Annotated in this window: 20 protein-coding genes and 1 pseudogene; 5 read left to right on the top strand and 16 right to left on the bottom strand. The window is 71.6% G+C overall.

Annotated elements, in window-relative coordinates; genetic code table 11:
- Positions 1 to 169 precede the first annotated feature (169 nt).
- The gene (gene phoH2 / locus ACLHRZ_RS07750; RefSeq protein ID WP_490417533.1) at positions 170 to 1,492 is read right to left on the bottom strand and encodes an RNA 5'-3' helicase PhoH2; all 1,323 of its coding nucleotides are present in this window, start codon (positions 1,490 to 1,492) and stop codon (positions 170 to 172) included.
- Positions 1,493 to 1,864: 372 nt separating this feature from the next.
- Positions 1,865 to 2,626, bottom strand: a complete 762-nt coding sequence (locus ACLHRZ_RS07745; protein WP_490417532.1) for an isoprenyl transferase — start codon at positions 2,624 to 2,626, stop codon at positions 1,865 to 1,867.
- Between the two features lie 109 nt (positions 2,627 to 2,735).
- Between ACLHRZ_RS07745 and mgrA the strand changes: the two genes are divergently transcribed.
- Positions 2,736 to 3,773: an L-glyceraldehyde 3-phosphate reductase gene (gene mgrA / locus ACLHRZ_RS07740; protein ID WP_490417531.1), complete on the top strand. Its 1,038-nt coding sequence runs from the start codon at positions 2,736 to 2,738 to the stop codon at positions 3,771 to 3,773.
- Between the two features lie 507 nt (positions 3,774 to 4,280).
- Here the strand turns inward: mgrA and ACLHRZ_RS07735 are convergent.
- Entirely contained in the window at positions 4,281 to 5,006 is a 726-nt protein-coding gene (locus tag ACLHRZ_RS07735) for a prepilin peptidase (RefSeq protein ID WP_490417530.1), read from the bottom strand.
- A 58-nt stretch (positions 5,007 to 5,064) separates the two neighbouring features.
- On the opposite strand from ACLHRZ_RS07735, the gene ACLHRZ_RS07730 reads away from it, so the two are divergent.
- On the top strand, positions 5,065 to 5,406 hold the full coding sequence (locus ACLHRZ_RS07730) for a DUF192 domain-containing protein (RefSeq protein WP_490417529.1): 342 nt from the start codon (positions 5,065 to 5,067) through the stop codon (positions 5,404 to 5,406).
- Here ACLHRZ_RS07730 and ACLHRZ_RS07725 read toward each other — a convergent pair.
- From ACLHRZ_RS07725 to ACLHRZ_RS07670, 12 genes and pseudogenes are all read right to left on the bottom strand, one after another.
- A complete protein-coding gene (locus ACLHRZ_RS07725; protein WP_490417528.1) occupies positions 5,403 to 6,557 on the bottom strand; it encodes a hypothetical protein in 1,155 nt (384 codons plus the stop codon). The genes ACLHRZ_RS07730 and ACLHRZ_RS07725 overlap by 4 nt on opposite strands.
- A gap of 164 nt (positions 6,558 to 6,721) precedes the next feature.
- Positions 6,722 to 7,336, bottom strand: a complete 615-nt coding sequence (locus tag ACLHRZ_RS07720; RefSeq protein WP_490417527.1) for an OmpA family protein — start codon at positions 7,334 to 7,336, stop codon at positions 6,722 to 6,724.
- A 7-nt stretch (positions 7,337 to 7,343) separates the two neighbouring features.
- On the bottom strand, positions 7,344 to 7,928 hold the full coding sequence (locus ACLHRZ_RS07715) for a hypothetical protein (protein WP_490417526.1): 585 nt from the start codon (positions 7,926 to 7,928) through the stop codon (positions 7,344 to 7,346).
- A gap of 35 nt (positions 7,929 to 7,963) precedes the next feature.
- Positions 7,964 to 8,509: pseudogene (locus ACLHRZ_RS07710) on the bottom strand (pilus assembly protein TadG-related protein); the annotation flags it as partial.
- A 32-nt stretch (positions 8,510 to 8,541) separates the two neighbouring features.
- Positions 8,542 to 8,739: a Flp family type IVb pilin gene (locus ACLHRZ_RS07705; protein WP_490417525.1), complete on the bottom strand. Its 198-nt coding sequence runs from the start codon at positions 8,737 to 8,739 to the stop codon at positions 8,542 to 8,544.
- A 416-nt stretch (positions 8,740 to 9,155) separates the two neighbouring features.
- On the bottom strand, positions 9,156 to 10,052 hold the full coding sequence (locus tag ACLHRZ_RS07700) for a DUF5936 domain-containing protein (protein ID WP_490417524.1): 897 nt from the start codon (positions 10,050 to 10,052) through the stop codon (positions 9,156 to 9,158).
- Positions 10,053 to 10,070: 18 nt separating this feature from the next.
- Positions 10,071 to 11,012: a type II secretion system F family protein gene (locus tag ACLHRZ_RS07695; RefSeq protein ID WP_490417523.1), complete on the bottom strand. Its 942-nt coding sequence runs from the start codon at positions 11,010 to 11,012 to the stop codon at positions 10,071 to 10,073.
- A 6-nt stretch (positions 11,013 to 11,018) separates the two neighbouring features.
- Complete coding sequence (locus ACLHRZ_RS07690) at positions 11,019 to 12,371, bottom strand: TadA family conjugal transfer-associated ATPase (RefSeq protein ID WP_490417522.1); 1,353 nt, start codon at positions 12,369 to 12,371, stop codon at positions 11,019 to 11,021.
- On the bottom strand, positions 12,368 to 12,868 hold the full coding sequence (locus ACLHRZ_RS07685; protein ID WP_490417521.1) for a TadE/TadG family type IV pilus assembly protein: 501 nt from the start codon (positions 12,866 to 12,868) through the stop codon (positions 12,368 to 12,370). Before ACLHRZ_RS07685 ends, ACLHRZ_RS07690 begins: the two co-directional genes overlap by 4 nt.
- 1 nt (position 12,869) lies before the next feature.
- A complete protein-coding gene (locus ACLHRZ_RS07680; protein ID WP_490417520.1) occupies positions 12,870 to 14,513 on the bottom strand; it encodes a CpaE/TadZ family protein in 1,644 nt (547 codons plus the stop codon).
- Positions 14,514 to 14,526: 13 nt separating this feature from the next.
- Positions 14,527 to 15,258: a Flp pilus assembly protein CpaB gene (gene cpaB, locus ACLHRZ_RS07675; protein ID WP_490417519.1), complete on the bottom strand. Its 732-nt coding sequence runs from the start codon at positions 15,256 to 15,258 to the stop codon at positions 14,527 to 14,529.
- A 27-nt stretch (positions 15,259 to 15,285) separates the two neighbouring features.
- On the bottom strand, positions 15,286 to 16,215 hold the full coding sequence (locus ACLHRZ_RS07670) for a hypothetical protein (RefSeq protein WP_490417518.1): 930 nt from the start codon (positions 16,213 to 16,215) through the stop codon (positions 15,286 to 15,288).
- Positions 16,216 to 16,444: 229 nt separating this feature from the next.
- Between ACLHRZ_RS07670 and ACLHRZ_RS07665 the strand changes: the two genes are divergently transcribed.
- Positions 16,445 to 18,130 (top strand): chitinase, encoded by a 1,686-nt coding sequence (locus ACLHRZ_RS07665; protein ID WP_490417762.1) that lies wholly within the window; start codon positions 16,445 to 16,447, stop codon positions 18,128 to 18,130.
- Between the two features lie 286 nt (positions 18,131 to 18,416).
- On the opposite strand, the gene ACLHRZ_RS07660 is transcribed toward ACLHRZ_RS07665, so the two are convergent.
- On the bottom strand, positions 18,417 to 19,304 hold the full coding sequence (locus ACLHRZ_RS07660) for a S1 family peptidase (RefSeq protein ID WP_490417517.1): 888 nt from the start codon (positions 19,302 to 19,304) through the stop codon (positions 18,417 to 18,419).
- 428 nt (positions 19,305 to 19,732) lie between these two features.
- On the opposite strand from ACLHRZ_RS07660, the gene ACLHRZ_RS07655 reads away from it, so the two are divergent.
- Together ACLHRZ_RS07655 and ACLHRZ_RS07650 are read left to right on the top strand one after the other, a co-directional pair.
- On the top strand, positions 19,733 to 20,563 hold the full coding sequence (locus ACLHRZ_RS07655) for a helix-turn-helix domain-containing protein (RefSeq protein WP_490417516.1): 831 nt from the start codon (positions 19,733 to 19,735) through the stop codon (positions 20,561 to 20,563).
- Positions 20,560 to 20,757 carry a DUF397 domain-containing protein gene (locus ACLHRZ_RS07650; RefSeq protein WP_490417515.1) on the top strand — a complete coding sequence of 66 codons (198 nt, stop codon included), beginning with the start codon at positions 20,560 to 20,562 and terminating at the stop codon, positions 20,755 to 20,757. The genes ACLHRZ_RS07655 and ACLHRZ_RS07650 overlap by 4 nt, the downstream gene beginning before the upstream one ends.
- Positions 20,758 to 20,948: the final 191 nt, after the last annotated feature.

Raw genomic sequence — 20,948 nt, 5'->3', positions numbered from 1 at the left:
TGACAGGACTGAGACTCTGCCCGACCGACACGCCCGTAGGCAATTCACGGGTACGTGGGAAAGCTCACACCTCGTTTACGCCAGGGGTTTTACGGAAAAGTCAGTGCCACGCAACAGCGCGCGGCTAAGCTCTACGGCTTTGCCGCGCACTGCGTTCAGACGAACTGGCCTAGATGCGACCGTCCTCCAGCATTTCGGTCACCAACGCCGCAATCGGCGAACGTTCCGAACGCGTCAGCGTCACATGGGAGAAGAGCGGGTGGCCCTTGAGCCGCTCCACGACGGCGACCACGCCGTCGTAGCGCCCCACGCGGAGGTTGTCGCGCTGCGCCACGTCATGGGTCAGCACCACACGGGAATTGGCCCCGATCCTCGACAAAACGGTCAGAAGAACGTTTCGTTCGAGTGACTGCGCCTCGTCCACGATGACGAACGCGTCGTGCAGCGAGCGTCCGCGGATGTGGGTGAGCGGCAGCACCTCCAGCATGCCGCGCCCGACGACCTCCTCGATGACCTCGGCGGTGGTCACCGCCGACAGGGTGTCGAAGACCGCCTGGGCCCACGGGCTCATCTTCTCCGCCTCGCTGCCCGGCAGATAGCCCAGCTCCTGGCCGCCCACCGCGTACAGCGGCCGGAAGACCATCACCTTGCGGTGCTGCCGCCGCTCCAGGACGGCCTCCAGCCCGGCGCACAGCGCCAGCGCCGACTTGCCCGTACCGGCCCGGCCGCCCATCGAGACGATGCCGATCTCCTGGTCCAGCAGCAGGTCCAGCGCGATGCGCTGTTCGGCGCTGCGGCCGTGGATCCCGAAGGCCTCCCGGTCGCCGCGCACCAGCCGCACCGAACCGTCCGCCGTGACCCGGCCCAGCGCCTTGCCGCGCTCGGACTGCAGCACCAGACCGGTGTGCACGGGCAGTTCGGCGGCCTCGGGGACGTACACCCGCTCCTCGGCGAAGAGTTCGTCGACCTGCCCGGCCGTGACGACCAGCTCCGCCATGCCCGTCCAGCCCGAGTCCGTGATGGCCCACTCCGCCCGGTACTCCTCGGCCAGCAGTCCCACCGCGGACGCCTTGATGCGCAGCGGGAGGTCCTTCGAGACGACCGTGACGTCGTACCCCTCGGCCTGGAGGTTGCGGGCGACCGCGAGGATGCGCGAGTCGTTGTCGCCGAGGCGGAATCCGGCCGGCAGTATGCCCGTGTCCGAGTGGTTGAGCTCGACCCGCAGCGTCCCGCCCAGCTCGCCGATCGGGATCGGCGCATCCAGCCGGCCGAACTGCACGCGGTACTCGTCGAGCTGGCGCAGCGCCTTGCGGGCGAAGTAGCCCAGCTCGGGGTGATGCCTCTTGGCCTCCAACTCCGTGACCACCACGACGGGAAGCACGACCTCGTGCTCCTCGAAGCGGCACATGGCTCCTGGATCGGCCAGCAGGACGCTGGTGTCGAGGACATAGGTGCGCCGGTCGTTCTCACGGCGCTTCTTGCTGGTCACCACGGGTGGACGAACCCCCTCGGAAGAGGTCGGGGCGCGACGGAGTCGCGGGGAGCGGTCCGGGAGCCTGCCGTGCGGGGAGCCGGACGCCGGCCCTCCGCGCCGACCGTGCGGCGGCCCCATGGGCCCGCGGGATCCACTCGGCTTCGCCGGATCCGCTTCCTGCTGCGCACGGTCGTCGTCTGGTGCAAAAAGGCCTCCCGGGCGGGCGGCCCGATGCCGCCTGCTGGCAGAGCGACGGCCTATGACCGGCCGTCGGCCTGGAGGGGATATTCCCGCTGTGCCGGGAGACCATGCAACGGCATATGCGGCTTTGACTCGAGCGGTGTGACGGAACTGCGGGTCACATGTGGTTGCTCACGCCCCTTACGGGGCTCAGAACCCGTAACGGCGGTGCCGTGCCGCATAGTCGCGAAGTGCACGCAGGAAGTCGACCTTTCGGAAGGCCGGCCAGAAGACTTCGCAGAAGTAGTACTCGGAGTGCGCGCTCTGCCAGAGCATGAAACCGGACAGCCGCTGTTCGCCGCTGGTGCGGATGATGAGGTCCGGGTCGGGCTGGCCGCGCGTGTAGAGGTGCTCGGTGATGTGCTCGACGTCGACCGTCTCGGCCAGCTCCTCGAAAGAGCTGCCCTTCTCCGCGGCCTCCAGGATCAGCGAGCGCACCGCGTCGGCGATCTCCTGCCGGCCGCCGTAGCCCACGGCCACGTTGACCAGTATTCCGCCTCTGCCGATCGTCTCCTGCTCGGCCTCTTTCAGGACGGACTGGGTCCGGGCCGGCAGCAGGTCGAGGGTGCCCACGTGGTGCACGCGCCAGCGGCCGTCGGCCGCCAGGCCGCGCACCGTGTTCTCGATGATCGTGAGCAGCGGGTGGAGTTCCTCGGCGGGCCGGTCCAGGTTGTCCGTGGACAGCATCCAGAGGGTGACGACCTCGACGTCCGTCTCGGCGCACCAGCCGAGCAGCTCCGAGATCTTGTCGGCGCCGGCCTGGTGGCCCTGCTCCGTCGTGCGGCCGTCGGCGCGCGCCCAACGACGGTTGCCGTCGAGGATGACGCCGATGTGCTTGGGCACCTGGGCGTGGTCGAGGCGGCCCTCCACCCGGCGTGCGTAAAGCCTGTACACCAGGTCGCGCAACTTCACGTCTTCCTGCCCCTCCATGCTCGGCGGTCGCCCGAAGGCGCCACCCTACTGCCAGCGTGTCGCGTGCACCCAACTCGGCCCGTCACAGGACCGTGATAGGCACATGGCCATGACCGATCCCTTGCTGTACCGAGCGGCCGAGACGCGCTACGACGCCATGGAGTACCGGCGTACGGGCCGCAGCGGCCTCAAACTGCCGGCCGTCTCCCTGGGACTGTGGCACAACTTCGGCGACGACCGCACCCTCGACTCGCAGCGCGCCATTCTCCGCCGCGCCTTCGACCTCGGCGTCACCCATTTCGATCTGGCCAACAACTACGGGCCGCCGCCCGGTTCCGCCGAGTTGAACTTCGGCAAGCTGTTCGCCCAGGACTTCCGGCCCTACCGCGACGAGCTGGTGCTCTCCACCAAGGCCGGGTACCTGATGCACCCGGGCCCGTACGGCGAGTGGGGCTCGCGGAAGTACCTGCTGTCGTCGCTGGACGCATCGCTGCGCCGGATGGGTGTCGACTACGTCGACATCTTCTATTCGCACCGTTTCGACCCGCAGACGCCGCTGGAGGAGACGATGGGCGCCCTGGCGTCCGCCGTGCAGCAGGGCAAGGCGCTGTACGCGGGCGTCTCGTCCTACAACGCGGAGCAGACCCGCGAAGCGGCCCGGCTGCTGCGCGAGATGGGCGTACCGGCCCTCATCCACCAGCCCTCCTACTCCATGATCAACCGCTGGACGGAGGGGGACGCCCTGCTGGACGCCCTGGAGGAGGAGGGCATGGGCTGCATCGCCTTCGCCCCGCTCGCCCAGGGCCTGCTCACGGACAAGTACCTGCACGGCGTCCCGGAGGGGTCGCGCGCCTCGCGGGGCACCTCGCTGGACCCGGGCCTGCTGAGCGAGGACGTCGTACGGCGCCTGCGCGGTCTGAACGAGATCGCGCAGCGGCGCGGCCAGTCCCTCGCGCAGCTCGCCCTCGCCTGGGTGCTGCGGGACGAGCGGATGACCTCCGCGCTGATGGGTGCGTCCAGCGTGGCCCAGCTGGAGGCCAATGTGGCCGCGGTCGGTGCGCCGGCGCTGACCAAGGAGGAGCTGGCGGAGATCGATGCGCTGGCCGTCAGCACGGAAGGCGTCAATATCTGGGCCCGCCGGGGGTGAATACGGATCGTTTTCCGGATCTGTCGATTCCGGAATGGGCTCCGTATCGGGCGATCGTCGCCCAAGGTCGCGCTCTTCCCTACAGAGAGTGACACGAAGGAAAGAAAACGGGCCGGTCCGTGGGGGGGATACGGACCGGCCCGAGGGGGGGTTTCCACCATAACCGCTCCGGGGCCTCTGTTTGTGCACCGATGAGGGTGACGGCGTGTGGCGAGCTGACCCGAAGCCACTTAGTTGATCTTGAACAGGCCTGTCGACAAAGCGGCTTCGGAACCCATAAGGCCAGCCAGTGCAGGGCATACACCGTATAACAGGTCAGGCGGTCGGATCCGAAGAACGGCCGCCGAGACTTTCCGGAATGTCTTCGAAAGTTTTCGGCGGATTGACGTGGCGAAGCCATTCGAGGGGCTCCGCGCAACGCCTCGCCCCGGGATGGACACGCAGCGTGATCCCCGATGGGCAATTTCCGATCACTCGATGCCCCGCACCTGATCGCCCCGCTCCGCCTCACACCGCTCCCCAGCCACCGGCGATCACCCCCGCCCAGGCCCCCGCGAGCAGGAACGGCCCGAAAGGGATCGCCGCGCCCCGGCCCGCCCGGCGCGTCACGAGCAGCGCCGAGCCGTAGAGGGACCCCGACAGCAGCCCGGCGAGGGCACCCAGCACGACGGCCGGCCAGCCGTACCAGCCCAGGGCACAGCCGAGGGCCGCCGCCAGCTTCACGTCCCCGAAGCCCAGGCCCGCGGGGTGCAGCAGGAAGAGCGCCCCGTAGCCGCCGCCCAGCACCGCACCGCCCAGCAGCGCGCCGCGCCACGACCCGGCCGCCCCGGGTATCAGCGCGGCGAGGCCCAGCCCGGCGGCCAGCCCCGCAATCAGCGGCAGCGTCAGCACGTCGGGCAGCCGGTGCACCGACCGGTCCACCGCCGCGAGCAGCACCCCCGCCGGCGCCGCCACCAGCCACACCACCAGCTCCGGCCGCGCCCCCGTGCCCGCGGCCAGCCCCGCGCACACCAGTGCCGTGACCACCACCGGCGCTCGCACCGGCACCCCGAACCCCTCGCCGCACACCCCGCACCGCGCCCGCCCGGCCCACCCGCCGACCGGATGCCCGCACGGACCCCACGACCGCCACCCCGCACCGGGCTCCACGCACAGCCGGTACCGCGCACGGGGCAGCAGCACACCGGCCACGGCCCCGTACAGCGCCGCGAGAACGATCAACACCGCGTCCATGCAACGAGGTTACGGCGCGTGAGCAATCTTCGCCCGTGCCTGTGGATAACCTGGGTGCATGGCTGACGACCCCCAACTCGACGTGACAGGAGGGGCGTCCGGGATCCCGCTGGAGATCGCGGCGTCCTGGCGGGCACGCACGCGCGGACTCCTGGGCCGGACCGGGATCGACGGTGCGCTGCTGCTCACCCCGGCCGGGAGCATCCACACCTTCGGCATGCACTTCACCCTCGACGTGGCCTACCTGGACCGGGAGTTCACCGTCCTCGACGTGGCCCGGATACCCCCGGGCCGGCTCGGCGCACCGCGCCTCCGGGCCCGCCACGTACTGGAGGCGGAGGCGGGGGCGATGGCGCGGTGGGGGGTGCGGCCTGGGGTGCGCCTGCGGGTGACGCCCTAGCCTCGGCGCCGGGCCAGCAGGGTCCAGGCCCCGAGGCCCAGGAGCAGCGCCGCCCCCGTGCCGATGCCCGCGTAACCGATCATCCTCAGCGGCTCGTTGTGCGGCCGGCCCGGTGCCGCCACCGCCGTGCCGCCCATCCCGCCGTGCCCCTGCCCGGCGGCGGCCGACAACCCGGCCGTACCGGCCACGTCCACCCGCAGCGTCACCGGCACCGCCTCCTCCCCCCGCCCCGCCTTCGGACTGACGCTGACCTGGAGGAACTGCCAGCCGGGCAGGGTGGTCGGGGCCTCGGCCAGGGAGAGCTCCGTCGGTGTGCCCCTGTAGCCGCCGGTCCTGTTCAGCACGTAGCCGCGGGTGCCGTTGTTCAGCCCGAGGCGCACCCCGCTGACCGTGTAGGCGGTCCGGCCGCTCAGGCCTCCGAACTCCGCTTCCGCGAAGAGCTGTTCGCCCTCGTCGACCGACACCCGGTAGAAACGGGTCTCGCCGGGGCGGAGGGCGTCCGCCCACACGCCGTCGCGCACCTCGGCGGCGTCGTTGAACCCCGTGCCGCCCGTCACCTTCCGCGGTTCGCCCTCCGGCATCGGGTGCCCCGCCCCGGACGGCGAACCGCCCTGCGCCGTCGGCCCGTCCGCCGGTTCCGCCGTCATGTACGCCAGCTCGACCGGCACCGGTGCCGGGTCGCCGCCCGTGGCGTCCCCGCGCTCCAGCACGAACCGGTACGTGCCCGCCGCCCGGCACGGGCCGCCCGCCTTCACCACGCGCTCCGCCGTGTCGGCGAGCGGATAGGGACCGCCCGCCGACAGGAACGTGCGGTGCCGGGCTGCTCCGCAGGGGGTGCCGTCCGCCGCCTGCAAGGAGACCGCGATGCCGTCGCGCAGGCCGAGGGTCGCGCCCGGGCGCGGGGCGGCCACGGCGGAGACGTACGCGCTGGACTCGTCGTCCAGCGCGACCGCGTAGTACTTCTTCTCGCCGGGGGCGATGCTGTCGGTGTACGTGCCGGTGCCCGGGCGCAGTTGCGGGGCCGTGTCCGCGGTGCCGGCGCCGCGGACCGCCTGGGCGCCCGGGGCCATCGTGTAGGCGGGCAGTTGGCCGCCCGGCGGTGCCGCCAGCACGCCCACTGCGGCCAGAATGACGACGATCCCGCCCCTCATCTCCCGCCTCCCTTGCCCCGGAGGCCCATCCTGCCGGTTCCCCTGCCGGGGTGGGGGCGATTTCGGGCGTAGCCCTGAGGCTGCGGGCAGTCTGTGGCTGGTCGCGCCCACGCGGCGGAGCCGCATATCGACACAGCCCCGCGCCCCTGACGGGGCGCACCCCGCTACGAGGCGCTCCCCCTCGGGAAGCTGATCTCCACCCTGCGGTTCTTTCTGCGGCCCTCCTCCGTCGAGTTGTCCGCTATCGGGTAGTCCTCCCCGTAGCCGCGGATCTGGTAGCTCACCGCCGACGAGCCCAGCTGGTCGGCGAGTTGGCGCTGGACCGACAGGGCCCGTTCCTTGGAGAGGTCCACCCCGTGTTCGGGAGAGCCCAGGTTGTCCGTGAAGCCGAAGATGCGGATGGTGGTGGCGTGCTGGCGGCGCGCCTCGTCGGCGATTTCCTTGATGCGGGTGTCCGCCGCGCCGCCCAGGCCCGAACTGTCCTTGTCGAAGAGGACCTCGGCCTGCACGGCGAACGTCACGTCCGCGTTGGTGTCCTCGCGGCGCTCGGTGCCGCCGTCCGTCTCCACCACGGACTTGATGTCCAGGACGCGCCCGGGCGCCAGCTTCGCCCCCGGGCGGAGTCTGAGGCCGTGCGCGCCGGGGTCGAGCTTCACGGGAGGGGTGGTGTCGGCGGGGCTGCCGGGGCCGGTGTCGGCGTGTGCGGAGGGGACGGCTGCCGTGCCGATGAGGAGTGCGGCCAGGACGGTGCCGCAGCGGACCCGCAGTGGTGTCGGCACGGTGTGCTCACCCCGAGAGCTTGATGTGGGCGGACGGCATGGCCGGCAGCTGGAAGTCGACCTCCGTGACGGAGTCGGGCGGCGCGGGGAACTGTGCGAAGAGCGGACGGCTCTCGCCGGGGCGGATGGTGACCAGGCCCGTGGTGCACAGGCATTCGCCGTCGGTGTCCCGCAGTACGAGGTAGCGCTTGCGGCCCGCCTCGTCGATGAGCGAGGCGCCCGAGACCGACGACTGGGACTTCATCGCCGTCTCCTTGGACCGCCAGGTCAGCGGGGTGAAGGGCTTCGAACCCCGGTTGATCACCGTCCCGTTGACCGTGACGAAGCCGCCCTTGTCCCGGGTCGCGGAGGTGAGGGAGACCACGACCCCGTCGGGGCCCTTGATCTCGCCGATGGACTCCGCCGTCGCGTTCGGGGCGGGCCCGTTCGCGCCGGAGGGCCCCGACACCGGCCGGGCGGAGGACGCCGCGGCGGGGGCCGCGTCCCCCTTTCCGTCGTCGCTCCCGCAACCGGTCAGCGCCGCCAGGGATATCAGCAGGGCCGTCGACAGCGTCGCCCGCGCCCTGCGTCTGCGGAACCGGAACCTCGTCATGGATACGTTCCTTTGCTGGTCGTCGGTCGGTCCGGTCACTTCGCGAGGTGGACGGTGAAGAGGTCCGCGGCCTTCACGACGGTGCCGGGGGGCTGCTTCCGGGGGTCGGCGTCGAGCACCCTTCCGTCGCAGGTCAGTTGCCCGGCCGCGGGGCCCGCCGCGCAGCGCGGCGCCACGACGGCCGTCGCCGTGGCCTTCGCGTGGAAGTGCTCGGTGCCCGGCACCACCGAACGGCCCACGGACGCGGCCGACTCGACGGCGACCGTGAACGAGCCCGGCCGGTCGCCCTCGTCGCAGGTGACGGACCGGCGGGCGCCGTTCGCGGCGGCGTACGAGGCTGCCGCCGCGCAGGCACGGGCGCGGTCGGCGCCGCGCCCGGCCAGCCAGTCCTGCCCGTCCGCGCCCGCGGCGAGCGCCGTCAGCAGGCCCGTGCGCAGCTGGTCGCGGTAGTCCTGCGCGGCCGCCAGGGCCGCCGCGTCGGCTGCGGTGCGGGCGCCGTTCTTGGCGGCTCCGGCCTGCCCCACGGCGAAGAAGGCCAGGGCCAGGAAGAGCAGGGCGGCCACCGCCGTGATGTACACGGGGAAGGCCTGCCCCGCGTCGCCGCCCGGCCGGTCTAACCGGTGATCTTGGAGATCTGGTTGGTGATGGCGGTGGCGATCATGGTGCCGAAGTCGGTGGTCGTCAGCACCAGGATGATCGCGACGACCACGGCGATGATGCCCAGGTACTCGACCGAGGTCTGTCCCCGGTCGTCCCGGAGCACCCTGACCGCCCTGACCGTGCGCGTGCGCGCTAAGTGCTGCTTCCGCATCGTGCTCCCCTTCATCGGCGACTTCACCGGCGGTGCCGTTCACGGCACGAGAAACGTACGCCGGAACGCCCGCCCCGGAACAGAGCACGCACCACCGTTCCCCCGTAAGAAGCCTTACGGGCAGCGGGAGTTGGCGACCACCGTGCCGCATCCGCCTCACCCCGCTTCCGTCGGCGGGGAGCCCTCACCCCGGCCTCCCCGCGCCGACTGTCCCACATCCGGTTGCAGGAGCGAAGGGTCTTCACACAACTCCGGCGGTGCCGCCCGGGCGCGTTCGGAGCACGGGGCGGCGTGATGGGGCGAGGTGTGCTGCGAGGCGTGCGCGGATGCGCTGCCCCGCGGAGGCGGCTGCATGACGGGGGTCTCCCTTCTCGTCGTCCGCTCTCACCATCGGCGTGCCAAGGGGTCCTGAAAGGTCACCGGCCTCCCGTGACCGCGCCGAAATCCATGCCCGAGCCCAGGAAGAACCCCGCGATCAGCAGGATCATCGTGCCCGGGACCATGAACGTCGTGATGACCATGGTGGCCTTCGGCACCGCCCGCGCCGCCCGCCGACGGGCCTGCTGGGCGTCGGTGCGGCGCATGTCCGTCGCGATGCCGATCAGCGTGTCGACGATGGGGGTGCCCAGCTCCTCGCCCTGCTGCAACGCCGTGACGAAGCGCGCCACCTGCTCGGAGTCGTTGCGCTTGCGCAGATCGTCGAAGGCCGAGCGGCGGCTGACGCCCATGTCCATCTGCCGCAGGGTGATGCGCAGTTCGTCGGCCCACGGCCCCTCGTAGCGCTCCGCCACCCGGTCCAGCGCCTGCCGGAAGCCCAGGCCCGCGCTGACGACCACGGCCAGGACGTCCAGGAAGTCCGGCAGGGTGCGCTCGATCGCGTCCCTGCGCTCGCGGACGGCCGCCCAGATGCCGACCTCGATCCAGAACAGCCCGAACACCACCAGCAGCACCGCCAGCAGCACCTGTCCCTTCAGCGCCATAACCAGCGCGCCGCCGAAGCCCAGCATCCCGTACACCGCCCGCCGGGCCGCGTACCGGTCGACGGTCAGACCGCCCGGGTTGCCCGCGCGGTCGATGCGCGTACGGACCCGCGCCACCCGCTTCTCGCCCATCATCCGCAGCACCAGCGGCGCGTACCGCATGCCGAGGCGGTCCACCGCGGACCCCACGGCCGTGGTGCGCGTCGCGCCGACCTCCAGGGCCAGCGCCAGGTCCGGCGGCAGCTTCGTCCCGCTGCGGCAGAGCGCGACGCCGTAGCAGACGCCCGCCACGCCGGCCGCGGCCGACAACGCCAGGAGGAGTCCCGTTCCCATGCCCGTCCGCCCCCGCCCTCAGACGTCGATCTTCGACATGCGGCGGATGAGGAAGAAGCCGAGCCCGTACAGCCCGAACGCGGCGATCACCGCCGTCTGTCCGAGCCAGGACCCCGTCATCCGGCCCAGCGAACCCGGCACGATGCGGTCCATCAGCAGCAGCGTGCCGATGCCCATCAGCGGGACCACGTACGCCGTCACCGTCACCTGCGACAGCTGCGTACGCACCTCCCGCCGCGTCTCCTTGCGCTCCTCCAGCGTCACGGTGAGGTTGCGCAGCGAGCTGACGACCGTGCCGCCCGCGCGGTTGGAGAGCACCAACGTCGTGACGAGGACGATCAGTTCGCGGGACGGCAGCCGCTCGGCCAATTCGCCCAGGGCCTCCTCGACGGAGTGCCCGATCGAGAGCCGGTCGGCCACCTCCGCGAGCTCCTCCCCCGCCGGGGCCTCCATCTCCTCCGCCGCCATGCCCAGAGCCGTGCGCAGCGCCAGCCCGGCCTGTGTGGCGTTGGCCAGGATGCGGGCGAGCTCGGGCAGCTGGCCGATGAACCTCTCGGTGCGTTTGCGCCGCTGCCAGCCCAGGAACGAGAAGGCCGCCCAGACGCCCACCGCCCCCGCCGGCGGGCCGAAGAACGGCGCGAGCGCGGCGGCCGCGACCAGCCACAGCCCGGCCGCGACACCCGCCGCGTACAGGGTGAACTCCCCTGCCGTGAGGCGCAGTCCCGTCGCGGCGATGCGCAGCTCCAGCCGTCTGCCGTACCGGGTGGTGCGCAGGTAACGGTCGAGACCGGCGAGCCGGCGGGCCCTCCGGGCGCCGGCCGCGGCGGCCGGGGCGTCGGACAGCCGGTCGACCAGCGAGCGGTGCTGCTCCCGGCCGGACGCGTACGCCCGGACGCCCGCGATGCCCAGCGCACCGGCCACGAGGGCGGTGCCGACGGTCAGCAGTGCCAGATTGTCCATGTGCGGCTACCTCTGCCTGGCCTCTCGGATCGTGAGCCCTTCGGGGAACGCGGCGACGCCGAACGCCGGCGGCACGGACTCGTTCGCCAACCGGAGCCGCTCCGCGGCGCGTTCGGGGAGCGGGAGGTGGGTGAAGCGGCCGCGGACGACACGGTCCGGGCCGAGGGGTTCGGCGTCGAAACGGCAGACGGTGACGAGGCGGTGGCCTCCCCTTTCGCCGCTGCCGTCGCTGTCGAGGAGGGCGACCTCCGTGATACGGCGGGCGCCGTCCGCGGCGCGGGTGAGCTGGACGATGCAGTCCACGGCGCTGTCGATCTGGTCCCGCAGCGCCTCGTAGGGGATGCGCACCTCGGACATGGACGCGAGCGTGCGCAGCCGCAGCAGCGCGTCCTCCGCGCTGTTGGCGTGCACGGTGGCCAGCGAGCCGTCGTGGCCGGTGGACATGGCCTGGAGCATGTCGAGCGTCTCCCCGCCGCGCACCTCGCCGACGATGATCCGGTCGGGGCGCATGCGCAGGGAGTTGCGGACGAGGTCGCGGATGGTGATGCGGCCCTTGCCCTCGACGTTCGGCGGGCGCGACTCCAGGCGGATGACGTGCGTCTGCTGCAGCTGCAGCTCGGCCGCGTCCTCGACGGTGATGATGCGCTCGCCCTCCGGGATCAGTCCCGAGAGCGCGTTGAGCAGCGTCGTCTTGCCGGAGCCCGTCGGCCCGGAGACGACGAGGCTGAACCTGGCCCGGACGAGCGCGGAGAGCAGGAGCAGCGTCTGCTCGTCGAGCGTCCCCAGGCCCATCAGCTCCCGCAGGGTGTACGCGCGGGGGAAGCGGCGGATGGTGAGGGTGGGGCCGTTGAGCGCCAGCGGGGGGATGATGACGTTGACGCGCTCGCCGCTCGGCAGCCGGGCGTCCACCATCGGGTGCGACTCGTCCACGCGGCGGTTGACGGTCGAGACGATGCGCTCGATGGTCTGCATCAACTGCTCGGCGGAGGCGAAGCGCACGGGGACGGCCTCGACGCGGCCGGCCCGCTCGACGAAGACCTGGTCGGGGCCGTTGACCATGATCTCGGTGACCGACGGGTCCTCGAGCAGCGGCTCCAGGACGCCCAGGCCGAGGGCCTCGTCGACGACGCGGCGGATGAGCCGGTCCCGCTCCGCGGTGGAGAGGACCGGGCCCTCGCGGCTGATGATGTGCCCGAGGACGCGTTCGAGGCGGGTGCGGCGCTCGGCGGTGGCGAGGGAGGACATCTCGGCGAGGTCGATCTCCTCCAGGAGCCGGGCCCGGTAGACGGGCACGAGATGCCCGGACTCCCGCCCGGCGTCCGGGACTTCGGGGGTGCCGATACGGGCCCGTAAGCTCATGGGCCGGCCTCCGCCGTGTCTGCGGGGCAGGGCATGGTGGCGTGCCTGGTGACGTGGAAGCCGGTGCCGGGGACGACGGCGGGGACGGTGACGGTGACCGTGGCCGTTGCCGCGCCCGGGCACTGTCCCGCCCGTACGGCGGCCCGTGCGCCGACCCACCCGGTCATCGCGCTGCGCGCGGCCGCCTCCGGCGAGGTGCGGGGGTCGTCGAGGGTGGCGGTACGAGCCGCTGCGCGGGCGCCGGTCGCCGCCTGTTGGGCGGCGAAGGCGGCGAGTCCCAGCGTGATGGCGCAGAGCGCCACGATCAGCAACAACGGCAGGAACCCGAGGAACTCGACGGAGGCGGATCCGCTGTCGGCTGCGGGCCGTCGGCGGCTGGTCGCGCAGTTCCCCGCGCCCCTTGCGGGGTGCGCCCCCTTGGTCGTACGGGTGCGGGTCGTTCGTGGTTGCTCGCGCAGTTCCCCGCGCCCCTTCGGGGCGCACCCCACGGCCACCACGTCAGTCCTCCCTCACCGCGCCGGCCGAACTCCTTACCTGCCACGGCCAGTCCAGCACCCCCGGTACCAGCACCGGAACCTTCAGCGAGACATCCGCAATCGCCACCCCGTCCGGGGTGGCCCCGCACCGCGGGGTGGCGCTCCATCCGCCCGGCAACACGGCCCGCGCCTCCGCGGCGCAGTCGCGACCCACCGCGCCCGCCCGCGCCCCCCGGTCCGCCGCATGCCCCGCAAGGGAATACGCGTAGCCGACCAGCACGCACTGCCACACCACCGCCAGCGCCACCAGGATCAGCGGCAGCAGGCCCGCGAACTCCACGGCGAGCTGGCCGCGGTCGCCTCCCCCGCGCCGCCGGAAGCGGCCCGGGGGCGACGGCGGGGTGGCCGGCACCGGGAGCAGCTGGTCCGGGCCCGTGCCGCCGCCGCGCCGGGGGGCGGGGCCCAGTGCGCGATGGCGGCGCACCGGCGCCGCCAGGCCCAGTTCCCCCGCCAGCGCCCACAGCGCCTGCCGCACCCCGGACCGCGGGTCCAGGTCCTGCATGCGGCCGGAGTCCACGGCACCCCGCAGCTCGCGGAAGGCCGCGGGGACGGTCGTCCGCGCCGTCGCCGTGCCCGTCGTGCGGGCCACCAGCGGCGGCTGGATCTCCGCGTGCCGCGCATAGCGGTTGACCACCGTCGTCGTCTCCTCCGCCTTCCGGATCTGCAACCGCTCCCACAGCCGCACCATCCGCTTGGCGGCCCGCACGGACACCACGTCCGGCGTGGTGACCAGCAGCGCCACGTCCGCCGTCTCGATCACCGCGGCACCCGCCGCGGTGATCTGCGTGCCGCAGTCCACGACGACCACCTCGTACCGGCTGCGCAGCGCCGCCACGACCTGCCGTGCCGCGTGGTCGCCGACCTCCTCGCCGCGCTCCCCCTCCGCGGGGGCGAGCAGCAGGCCCAGGCCGGTGGGGTGGGGGAAGACCGCGTCCTGCAGGACTTGGGGAGAGATGTCGGCGATGCCCGCCAAGTCGGCGACGGAGCGGCGGAATTGGACGTCCAGGTAGGAGGCGACGTCGCCGGACTGCAGGTCCAGGTCGGCCAGGGCCACGCTGCGCCCGGCGGCGCACGCGGCGAGGGCGAGCTGGACGGCGGTCACGGTCGTCCCGACGCCGCCCTTGGCCCCGACGACGGCGACGAGCCGCCCGCCGACGGGGCCGTCGTCCGCGGGGTACGCGGGTGCACCGCCCCCCAGGTGCTGCCGCACCCCGGTCGCCCAGTGCGCGGCGGCCTGCACCCGCGCCCCGAGCTCGTCGTACGAGGGCGGCAGCGCGGCCAGCCCCCGCGCGCCGCAGTCCATGGCGGCCGCGTACAGCGCCGGTCCGGCGTCGGCCGCGACGAGGACGACGCCGGTGGCGGGGAAGCGGAGGGCGATCTCCCGGACGAGTTCGAGGGCGGGCACGGGCCCGATGCGCTCGTGGACGAGGACGACCTCGGGCAGCTCCCGCACCGAGGCCGCCGCCAGTGCGGTGAGCGCGTCCAGCAGGCGCGTCGAGTCGGCGGCGGTCTGCAGCGGCTCCACGCCGGGCAGTTGGCCGAGCAGCCCGCAGACGGACCGCGCGGTCTCCGGGTCGCCGATGGCGGGGAGGATTCGGATCGTCACCGTGGCCCTGCCTCTACTTGTCGCCGTCGAGGGTGTAGGTGCGGTCGCCGCTGCCGACGCCGTCGTCGCCGCCGGGTGCGACGAGGGCGAGGCGTACGTGGGAGGCGAACGACTCGGCGTAGGCGACGCGTTGCGCGTCCTTGGTGTCGAGCGCGAAGGTGATCGGCACGGCGTCGCCGGCCCTGCGGACCGTCGCCCCGCCGCCGCCACCGCCGTCGCGGTCCCGGTCCAGGGGGGTGAGCTTGCCGACGTCCATGACCCGGGCGCCGCTGACGATCACCTTGGAGACGGGCTTGGCGCCCTGGCCCTGGTCCTTGCCGTCGAAGGTGGCGTAGATGTTGACCCGCGCCCCGGGGTTGATCTTCCCGGCGACGCCCGTCGCCGCGTCGATCATGATGGCGATCTCCTGCTGCCCCGGGCTCAGCGCCGGCCGTGCCACGATCATGTCGCTCTGCAGCAGCGAGCCGCGCTGCAGCGGGGTGACGGCGATCTTCCCGTTCACCTCGTCGAGGTCGGTGACGGCCGTCGCCGGCAGCCAGCGCCGCGGCATCGAGATCCGCTCGAACTCGCCGCCGTCGAGCGTGCGGTAGGCGGGGACGTCGGTCCGCAGCCGGTACGCGGTGACCTCGGGCCCTACCTTGGACTCGGCGTCGTGGACGACCACGAACACCCCGGCGAAGGCGCCCGCGGCACAGAGGGCCGACAGGACCAGGAGGACGATCCCGCGGCGCTGGCGTGAATTCATGGGGACGGCGAACCTCGTTCAGCTCGGTCAGCGGCTGTTCGGAGCGGCGGCGGCGATGGCGGTACGGGCCCGGGCCGGCGGCCCGATGGCGGGGGTGCTCCCGGCGCGCGCGAGGGGCGCGTTGCAGAACCCGCAGCGGTCGCCGATGAGTTCGCGCCCGCACCAGTGGCACTCCTCCCGCCGCACGGAGGAGACGAGCTGGTAGAGCACCGAGGGGTCGGGGATCGCGGCGGCGAACTCCACGGCCCGCTGCGTGCCCCACCAGCGCCGGGACTCCGCGGGCAGCGGCTGGACCTCCTGCACGCCGCGCACCTTCCAGGCGAGCGCGAGGGTGCAGGTGACCCAGTCCCGGGCAGGCTCCCGGCACGGCCTGCTGCGGGCGACGGTCAGCGTGGTCGCGAAGCCCGGCCCCTCGGGCACGGCCGCCCGCCCGGTGGCGCCCCCGGTGCGCAGCAGCGCCGGCACGGGGTGGACGAGCACGCCGAAGCGGGTGCCGGGCAGGAGGGCGGCGAGGTGACTGCCGAGCCCCACATTCACCCGGTCGAGGCGGGCGATGCCGCTCGTACCCGCGAGCTCGGCGCCCGTGTGGATGTAGTGGGCGAGCAGCCGGGGAGCGGAGGCGAGCACTCCGGGGCTCAGGTCGGAGGCCGACAACTGCCCTAACTGCCGGGCCAGTACGGCGACGGCGAGCGGCGGCAGCGCGACGGGCAGAAGAGCGACGCGGTCGCTCTCCAGCAGCGAGCGGACGGCGTGCAGCCGCCGCACGTGGGCGGCGTCCAGGGAGTCCGGGTAGAGCACGACGAGGTGGCCGCCCTGCTCCAGCAGCGCACCCGCCTCGGCGACGGCCGCCTCCAACGGCTGCTCCTGCGGCGGCCGGAGGACGGCAGCGGTGGGAGCGGGACCGTCCGGCGCGGGCAGCACCAGGTCGGAACTGGTGACCGCTATCGCAATCGGCACGTCGGCTTCCCCGTTCACTCCGGCCGCGGGGGCTTGTGGTGCTGTGGTGCCTCCGCACTTTATCCGTGTTGGGAGCGGCTGAGAACCGTTCCCCGAAACCCTTGACGAACGTATTGGACTAGACCATCCTCACGCGCTAACGGTGGCCACCGTTCCTGCACACCCCTACCCCTCGATACCCCCCATAACCACTCCAACTCCCTTCCCACCGGAGGCAGTAGTGCACGTCATATCCAGACACAAAAGGAGGAGCCGCCGTTCCGCCGGCCTCCTCGCCGCCCTGACCTTGGGCGTTGCGGGCCTGACCGCCGCCGGCACGGCGGCCCGTGCGGACGGCGGCAACCTCCTCACGAACCCGGGCTTCGAGTCGGGACTGTCCGGCTGGTCCTGTACGGGCGACAGCGGCACCACGACCGCCTCCCCCGTGCACAGCGGCTCGGCCGCCCTCAAGGCCACGCCCGCCGGTTCCGACGACGCCCAGTGCTCGCAGACCGTGAGCGTCCGGCCCAACTCCGCGTATGCACTGAGCGGCTGGGTCCAGGGCTCGTACGTCTACCTCGGCGCGAGCGGCACCGGCACCACGGACGTCTCGACCTGGACCCCGAGCGCGAGCAGCTGGCAGCAGCTGACCACGAACTTCACGACGGGCCCGAACACGACGACCGTCACCGTCTACACCCACGGCTGGTACGGCCAACCGCCCTACTTCGCCGACGACATCACCCTCACCGGCCCCGGCGGCGGCAATCCCGGCGACCCGGTGCCGGACGCCCCCGGCGGGCTGACGGCCGGGACCGTCACCTCGTCGTCCGTGACCCTGTCCTGGAACCCGGCCGCCCACGCGACCGGCTACAACGTCTACCAGGGCGGCACCAAGATCCAGTCGGTGACCGGCACTTCGGCCGTGGCCGGCGGCCTGTCCCCCTCCACCGCGTACACCTTCCAGGTCAGCGCGACGGACGCGGCGGGCGAATCCGCCAAGTCCGCGCAGGTCACCGCCACGACGTCCGCGAGCACCGGCGGCAACCCGGGCACCGTCCCGAAGCACGCGGTCACCGGCTACTGGCAGAACTTCGACAACGGCGCGACCGTCCAGAAGATCAGCGACGTCCAGGACCAGTACGACATCATCGCCGTCGCCTTCGCGGACGCCACCACCACACCCGGCGCCGTCGACTTCACCCTCGACCCCGCCCTGAAGTACAGCGACGCGCAGTTCAAGGCGGACATCGCCGCCAAGCAGGCGGCCGGCAAGTCCGTGATCCTCTCCGTCGGCGGGGAGAAGGGCGCGGTGTCGGTCAGCGACTCCGCCTCGGCGGAGAACTTCGCCTCCAGCGTCTACGCCCTCATGCAGAAGTACGGCTTCAACGGCGTGGACATCGACCTGGAGAACGGCCTCAACCCCACCTACATGAGCCAGGCGCTGCGCTCCCTGTCGGGAAAGGCGGGCGGCAAGCTGGTGATCACCATGGCGCCGCAGACGATCGACATGCAGTCGACCTCGGCCTCGTACTTCCAGACGGCGCTCAACATCAAGGACATCCTGACCGTCGTCAACACCCAGTTCTACAACAGCGGTTCCATGAACGGCTGCGACGGCCAGGTCTACGCACAGGGCTCCGTCGACTTCCTCACCGCCCTGGCCTGCACCCAGCTGGAGGGCGGCCTCGCACCGTCCCAGGTGGGCCTCGGCCTCCCCGCCTCGCCGCGCGGCGCGGGCAGCGGCTACGTGGACCCGTCGGTGGTGAACGCCGCGCTGGACTGCCTGACGAAGGGGACGAACTGCGGCACGTTCAAGCCGCCGCACACCTATCCCGACCTGCGCGGGGCCATGACCTGGTCCACCAACTGGGACGCGGCGGCGGGCAACACCTGGTCCAACGGGGTCGGACCGCACGTCCACGGCCTGTCCTGACCCGGCCCCTGACATACGTCAGCCCCCGGCGCCCCACACCGCTTCTTGAGCTTCGATCGTCGTCGACTGCCCAGTCCTCGATGTGCGCCCTTCCGGGGGCCTAGCCAGTTTGCCGAGATGGGGGTCACTCGGACCGATGGACGTCTCCACCGATTGGTGCGGCTCTCACCGGTTGTCTGGTGTAAATTCCAGTTTCCTCCCCATTTGACCGACGTCAAGGGGAGGAGAGAAAAACTTCCGCCCTGCTCACCGATGGTGAGCAGGGCGGACGGACGGTGAACGGACGCTACGCGTGGTGCGCGGCGGAACGCACCGCGTTGTCACCTTCGTCGGTCCCGCCCGGCTGCGGCAGCGTGCAGCCCGGCAGCCCGAGGTCCAGCTTGTTGCCGGTGCCGAAGCACTTGGTGATCCCGTAGGTCTCCTCGGCGTAGTTCGTGCCCTGGTGCACCGTGACGTTGCCGTTCTCGTCGACCTCGCACGGGTTGTTCATCGTGCACTGCTCGCCGTTCTCGTTCCCGGTGTTGTTGATCGCGACCACCTTGCCGGTGGACGCGTCGACGACCGGGGAGCCGGAGGTGCCCCCTATGACGTCACAGGTGGAGGTGTAGCGCACCGAGTCCTTCCAGACGTAGCCGGCCTCGTGCAGCTCGTGCACGAACCCGTCCACGTTGCAGGAGTAGGTCTTCTTCCAGAACCCGGAGACGACCTTGATGGCGGTGCCGGTGACCGGGTGGTCGGGCGACAGGTTCAGCGCGTCGATCCCGTACTGCTGCTTGATCTGCGCGTAGGTCGCGTTCAGCTCGTAGAACGTCACGTCGGTGTCGGTCATCGTCGAGTACGCGACCTTCGTCGCCTGCAGCGTGCCGGCCTCGCCCGCGGACGAGTTCAGGAGCTTGAACGTACGGGACGACGGCTGGTCGGTGACGACCGTGCCGGGGTCCGGCATGCCCGTCTCCAGACAGTGGCCGTTCGTCATCACGAGGGCGGGGTCGTTGTCGGCCGAACTCGGCATCCGGAGCAGCGATCCGGAGCAGTTGCTCAGTGCGACGGTTCCGGCGAAGTCGACGGTCCCGGCATCCCGCGGCGCCGCCGAGGCGGCGCCGGTACCGGTGCCGATGGCGGTCGCGCCGGCGAAGAGCAGCGTGGTGAGCGCACCAACGAGAGGTCGTCTCATGGGGGGTTGGTTCCTCTCCGAGAGAACGTGCAGCACGTTTTGACGTGTGCATTTCGACGTGTGCATTGTTGGTGCGGGTGGGGCCGGACGGCAATGAACCGGTCACAAGTGTCGGTGAACTTGGCCGGTTTCACCATCATCAGTGGACGGCACGGTGATGGCGCCCCATCTCCTCGATGCACCACTGGACGGCGGCGTGATTCCCGTCGCGGGACGCGTCGTGGTACGCCGCCCGGATACGGCGGCACTCCGCACACGGCGCGGGACGGCGACGGGTCGGCAGGGGTGGCGGGACGGATGACGGCATGGGGGTACCTCGTACGTGGGTTCAACTGATGGGTGTGTCACCAGGGTTGCGGCCAGTCCCTACGCTCCGGAAGAGGGTTCGTATCCCGGCCGGGACCTTGGGAGATCGGGGAGCTCTGCGGATGGCACGACGAGGACGTGAGCTGAAGCCGGACCGGTCGCCCCGGCACGCGTTCGGCGCGGAACTCCGCCGCCACCGCGAACGGGCGGGCATGAGCCTGGAGAAACTGGCCCAGATCGTCCGCTACAGCCGCAGCCACCTGGCACGGATCGAGGTCGCGGAACACATGCCGCCGCCGGGGCTGGCGGAGAAGCTGGATGCGGTGTTCGGGACGGACGGGATCTTCAAGCTGCTGTATGGGTTGGCGCTGCGGTGCTCGCATCCGGACAAGTACGAGCGCTTGACCGAGGTAGAGACCAAGGCCATCGGGATCCGGCAATACGCGGAAAGCTTGGTGCCAAGCCTTCTCCAGACACGGGACTACGCCCGCACCATCCGCCGCCTCAACGACCCCAGGAGATCAGAGGAAGAAATCGAAGAGTGGGTGGCGGCCCGAATGGCCCGCCATGGGCTTCTGCGAGCTGACCCGCCCCCAGACTTCTCCTACATTGTGGATGAGGCCGTCCTGCGACGGCCGATCGGTGGGTCTGAGGTCTGGAGGGCACAGCTCTCTGCTCTACTCTCGACCGTGGACACTCCGACAACCGTGCTCCAGGTCCTCCCCTTTGCTCACGGCGGACACGCTCTCCTCGGCGGCCATCTGACGCTCTTCACGTTGGGCGACGGCACCGTGATCGCCTGCGAAGAGGGCATCACCGCGACGGAGTTGTTCGAGGATCAGGACCGCGTTACTCGGCACAGCAGGAGGTTCGATCTGCTCAGGTCGTACGCCTTGCCGCCGAGCGACTCTGCAGCGTTCATCGAAACCGTTTTGAAGGAACTGCCCTCATGAGCACCGAATGGATCAAGTCCAGCTACAGCGGCAACGGCGAGCACCCCGACTCCACTTGCCTCGAATGGAAACCGGCCCGAATACCCTCCATACGGGACAGCAAAACCGCCCCTCGCGGGGCAACCCTTCACGTCCCGGCCGCCGCCTGGGCGGAGTTCGTCACGGCCATCCGCACAGGCACACTGTCGATCTAACCGGAACCCCCACTCCGACGGCACAAACCTCGATCCCCCCAGCCAAATTTTCATGGTTTTCGCCACCGGAACCACCAACTCCGGCCAGCTCCCCAGCTGGTGGCCTGAAGGGCATGGTCGTCACCGCCGTCCCGGCAACCGAATCCTCGCCGCGGCCCTCCTCACTGACGTCCCCAGAAGCGTCAGGAGGC

The sequence above is a fragment of the Streptomyces sp. AM25 genome, from assembly GCF_058146165.1.
This window is presented reverse-complemented; position numbering and strand designations above follow the sequence as displayed.

Excerpts from the sequence above, each read along its gene's own strand:
- ACLHRZ_RS07705 (WP_490417525.1), bottom strand. The coding sequence starts at position 8,739 with ATGCGGAAGCAGCACTTAGCGCGCACGCGCACGGTCAGGGCGGTCAGG.
- ACLHRZ_RS07690 (WP_490417522.1), bottom strand. The coding sequence starts at position 12,371 with ATGAGCTTACGGGCCCGTATCGGCACCCCCGAAGTCCCGGACGCCGGG.
- ACLHRZ_RS07695 (WP_490417523.1), bottom strand. The coding sequence starts at position 11,012 with ATGGACAATCTGGCACTGCTGACCGTCGGCACCGCCCTCGTGGCCGGT.
- ACLHRZ_RS07700 (WP_490417524.1), bottom strand. The coding sequence starts at position 10,052 with ATGGGAACGGGACTCCTCCTGGCGTTGTCGGCCGCGGCCGGCGTGGCG.
- ACLHRZ_RS07715 (WP_490417526.1), bottom strand. The coding sequence starts at position 7,928 with ATGACGAGGTTCCGGTTCCGCAGACGCAGGGCGCGGGCGACGCTGTCG.
- mgrA (WP_490417531.1), top strand. The coding sequence starts at position 2,736 with ATGACCGATCCCTTGCTGTACCGAGCGGCCGAGACGCGCTACGACGCC.
- ACLHRZ_RS07730 (WP_490417529.1), top strand. The coding sequence starts at position 5,065 with ATGGCTGACGACCCCCAACTCGACGTGACAGGAGGGGCGTCCGGGATC.
- ACLHRZ_RS07650 (WP_490417515.1), top strand. The coding sequence starts at position 20,560 with ATGAGCACCGAATGGATCAAGTCCAGCTACAGCGGCAACGGCGAGCAC.
- ACLHRZ_RS07725 (WP_490417528.1), bottom strand. The coding sequence starts at position 6,557 with ATGAGGGGCGGGATCGTCGTCATTCTGGCCGCAGTGGGCGTGCTGGCG.
- ACLHRZ_RS07735 (WP_490417530.1), bottom strand. The coding sequence starts at position 5,006 with ATGGACGCGGTGTTGATCGTTCTCGCGGCGCTGTACGGGGCCGTGGCC.
- ACLHRZ_RS07655 (WP_490417516.1), top strand. The coding sequence starts at position 19,733 with ATGGCACGACGAGGACGTGAGCTGAAGCCGGACCGGTCGCCCCGGCAC.
- ACLHRZ_RS07660 (WP_490417517.1), bottom strand. The coding sequence starts at position 19,304 with ATGAGACGACCTCTCGTTGGTGCGCTCACCACGCTGCTCTTCGCCGGC.
- cpaB (WP_490417519.1), bottom strand. The coding sequence starts at position 15,258 with ATGAATTCACGCCAGCGCCGCGGGATCGTCCTCCTGGTCCTGTCGGCC.